This is a genomic window from Chamaesiphon sp. VAR_69_metabat_338 (assembly GCF_031423935.1).
In the GTDB taxonomy this organism is placed as follows: domain Bacteria; phylum Cyanobacteriota; class Cyanobacteriia; order Cyanobacteriales; family Chamaesiphonaceae; genus Chamaesiphon.
Map to the genome: position 1 here is coordinate 1 of NZ_JANPGM010000170.1, position 3350 is coordinate 3350.

Genomic DNA, 3350 nt, shown 5'->3' on the forward strand with positions numbered 1-3350 from the left:
GCCGATCCCACAACCGACATCGAGGACGGTGGTACCAGCCGGTAAACCTGCCAAACCACCCCAACGCACCATTTCATGGACGAAATCAGCTTTGGCTCTAAGAAAGTCTTGCCGCTGTGGCGGCGAGCCATAATAACCTAAGTGAATATGCTCGCCCCAGTAGAACTCTAAAATGCCATCTTCCGTCCATTCATCGTAGGATGTAGCGACCGAATTGGCGGATTGATAGGGACGCGCTGTTAGGAGATAGAGGGCAATCCCGATCGATAACAATGCCAGTAACAAGCCCAGGAGCGATAGTAATAAATTCATCTAAATTGAGTCTAAATACCTTATTTTAGATTCATTGCCAGCGGTGCGGGGGCAATTTCGACAACCGGATTGCGGACACTATTCAGGAATGACTCGATCGAGATCAAGCTATTTGTATCGGCATCCCACAACACGAACTTGGCACAGTCGAGCATATCTCCCACTCTTAATGTTTTGACATTGGAGAGCAGGTGCAAGTTTTGACGATGACAAGCTTCGAGATGATAATTAGGAATGCGCTCCGATAAGTGATGGATATTGTGATAGCCGATATCTGCCGTAAACCATTTGAGCAAGAGTGGCAATTCTAAATAACTACTACCCTCGATCGCGCCTTGCAAATAATCCCAGCTTTCAGTCTTGTGAGCGTAAGAACCTTCAAAAATATGCTGAACGAAAAAGACCCAGATGAAGATGACTGCCGAACAAGTTAGCATCAATGAATAAACGCTTAAAAAGAAGGCCGCACCCAGCAGATTGCTCAAGAAAATCCAGCTAATAATTACACAAATATTATTAGCTAGTAAATCCCAAAACTCCGTTCGCGACTGCCAATGCTTCGATTGATGGTTTGAAATAGCGTCTGCCAAACTCAACTCTGGCTGTTGGCGCCGTTGCCTAATAACGTCGCGAAGCAGATCGTAAACGCCAATAATTAGGGCCATCCGAGGCGCGATCGCTAGATAGAAAAAACCACCAGGAATCGCCATAATCGGCTGCCTGATGAAGGCATAAGTTTGACGTTCCTTCTCGCTAAGTTTGGCAAACTCTTCGGTCGATAGAAAGTCAGCTACCCCGCGATACCGTTCCCAATTTCCATTAGTTTTGTGATGATACGCGTGATCGCGCGACCAGGCATATTGGGGAATAGCGTTGATAATTCCTAGCAAAAATCCGACACAGCGATTGACTTTTTTGGAGCTAAAGAGTGAATAATGACCGCAGTCATGCATCAATGAAAAACAACGCACTGAAAATAGCGTCATCAATAAGATAATCGGTGGTAGCAACCAAATAGAAATCGCTGCGGCTTTAACTGCCAAAAACCATAAACAGATAGCAGGAACAACCGTATTGAAAATTTGATAAGTTGCGCGTAAGTCGTCGCTCTTCATGTACGGGGCGAGCACAAAGTCAGATTTTTTAATCAAGTTTTCCATTTAACAACATACTTATGATAAACAAATACCTTTACGGCAATCTTGCAGCATTGCTATCGATCGAATAGCCATGCCAACCGGAGATCGCTGCCGAGCAGAGCGACAGCTCGAAATACATCGCTCGCCAAGTTAGCAGCGATGAATGCAGCATCGGCACGGGATGTTAGTACTGACAGCAACGATCTCTCGAAAGTGCCTTCAAACCTTTCGCTCCCACTGCCATTATTTAACCTGCGATCGCATAAAAGAACCGGGTAAACACCAGAGTTTTTTGGGCGTACTGACATAGGCGCGGCGATTGAACACATCGTAATCATTACGCTCGATCGAGTCTAAAATCTGTTGATACAGCAATAATGCCGCCCACACCGGCCAGCGGACATCGGGACTGAGCTGACTAATCCCACTTTCGGCTTGCTGATAATACTTCCGAGCGCGCTGAATCTGAAACTGCATCAATGCTCGCCAATTATCATTAACCACCCGATTCATCAAATCCTGCTCGGTGTAGTTAAATAAAGCCAATTCATCTAATGGTAAATAAATCCGTCCCCGCTCGGCATCTTCACCCACATCGCGGAGAATATTCGTCAATTGCTTGCCAATCCCTAGAGCCACAGCTTGCTCGGTGGGAATCTGGATATTTAGACCGTTCCAGGGTGCTGTAAATTGGCTCTCATCCACACCCACGATCGCATTCGACATCATTCCGACTGTACCAGCCACCCGATAACAATACAGCGACAATTCTTCAAAGCTCTTGTAGCGATTCTTCCGTAAATCCATCCTTTGTCCGGTAATCATCTCCCGAAATGGTTGAATATCCAAGTCTGGAAATCTGGCGATCGTATCGACTAAAGCTACATCGCACTCATCGGTGGGCATACCCCTAAACATTCTCTCTAGCTGAGCTTCCCAGCGATCGAGCGTGGCGGGAGTTGTCTCATCAGCGTCTGCCCCATCCACCAGCTCATCGGTGTTGCGACACCAGGCATAGATTGCCCAAATCGCCCGCCGCTTGGGGACTGACATCAGTAGTGTCGCCAAATAAAAAGTTTTGCCGTATTGGGCAGTTATTTGGCGACAGAGTTCATACGATTCCTCGGTCGATGTTAGCATTGTCACGATCGGTAGGGACTTTTCCAGTTGCAGCATGTAAGGGGATAGGGATTAGGGGATAGGGGATAGGGATTAGGGGATAGGGCTGGAGTTATGGATGCAATCTAAGCTGACCGGCGGTCGCAGACCGAGTAGTGCAGCTATATTTTTTCTATTCCCTATCCCCTATCCCCTATCCCCTACCCGCTAGATTGCAGTAGCCAGTGGTTTTACTACTACAGGCTGATAATTCGCAATCTCCTGTGCTGCCAGCTTACCAGAAAGCACCGCACCTTCCATACTCCCAAGATACTCTTGCATCGTATAACTACCAGCAAGAAAGAAATTGGCAATTGGCGTAGATTGGCTCGGTCGGCAAGCTTGTCGTCCTGGAGATGCAGTATAAACCGATCTGGGTGTCTTGACGACTTTCGATTTACGTAATTTAGCTGGATTATCGCCAGTTAAATGTTGCGGGAACAAGCGTTCTAGCTCGGTCATCGTGGCCGCGACGATCTCTTCATCGGATTTGTCGATCCAATCTTTGGCCGGGGCGATAATTAGTTCGAGCATCGATTTGTCTGGATCTTCATACTCCCGACACGCTACGCTCATATCGGCATAAACGCTCAGAATATCCGATCGGGAGAATAACAAATGATCGATATCGGTCAACTTGCGATCGAACCACAGATGCAGGTTAATTACCGGCACGCCTTCTAGTTCCTGCATCTTCTCAAAAAACTCGATTTCCCGCCAGGGTTCCGGCATCAAAGTTTT

The 3350-nt window shown here is 47.1% G+C and carries 3 protein-coding genes and 1 pseudogene; all 4 read right to left on the reverse strand.

Annotated elements, in window-relative coordinates; all coding sequences use genetic code 11:
• Positions 1 to 312, reverse strand: a pseudogene (locus tag RMO84_RS05030) (SAM-dependent methyltransferase); the annotation flags it as partial.
• A 20-nt stretch (positions 313 to 332) separates the two neighbouring features.
• Entirely contained in the window at positions 333 to 1472 is a 1140-nt protein-coding gene (locus tag RMO84_RS05035) for a fatty acid desaturase (protein WP_310487382.1), read from the reverse strand.
• 222 nt (positions 1473 to 1694) lie between these two features.
• Positions 1695 to 2627, reverse strand: coding sequence for a phytoene synthase (locus tag RMO84_RS05040; RefSeq protein WP_310487383.1), 933 nt, complete (start codon positions 2625 to 2627; stop codon positions 1695 to 1697).
• Positions 2628 to 2777: 150 nt separating this feature from the next.
• A partial coding sequence (locus tag RMO84_RS05045; RefSeq protein ID WP_310487384.1) for an FAD-dependent oxidoreductase occupies positions 2778 to 3350 on the reverse strand: 573 nt, incomplete at its 5' end.

Bases quoted from the DNA above. Each gene is read 5' to 3' on its own strand.
- RMO84_RS05035 (WP_310487382.1), bottom strand. From the start codon at position 1,472: ATGGAAAACTTGATTAAAAAATCTGACTTTGTGCTCGCCCCGTACATG.
- RMO84_RS05040 (WP_310487383.1), bottom strand. From the start codon at position 2,627: ATGCTGCAACTGGAAAAGTCCCTACCGATCGTGACAATGCTAACATCG.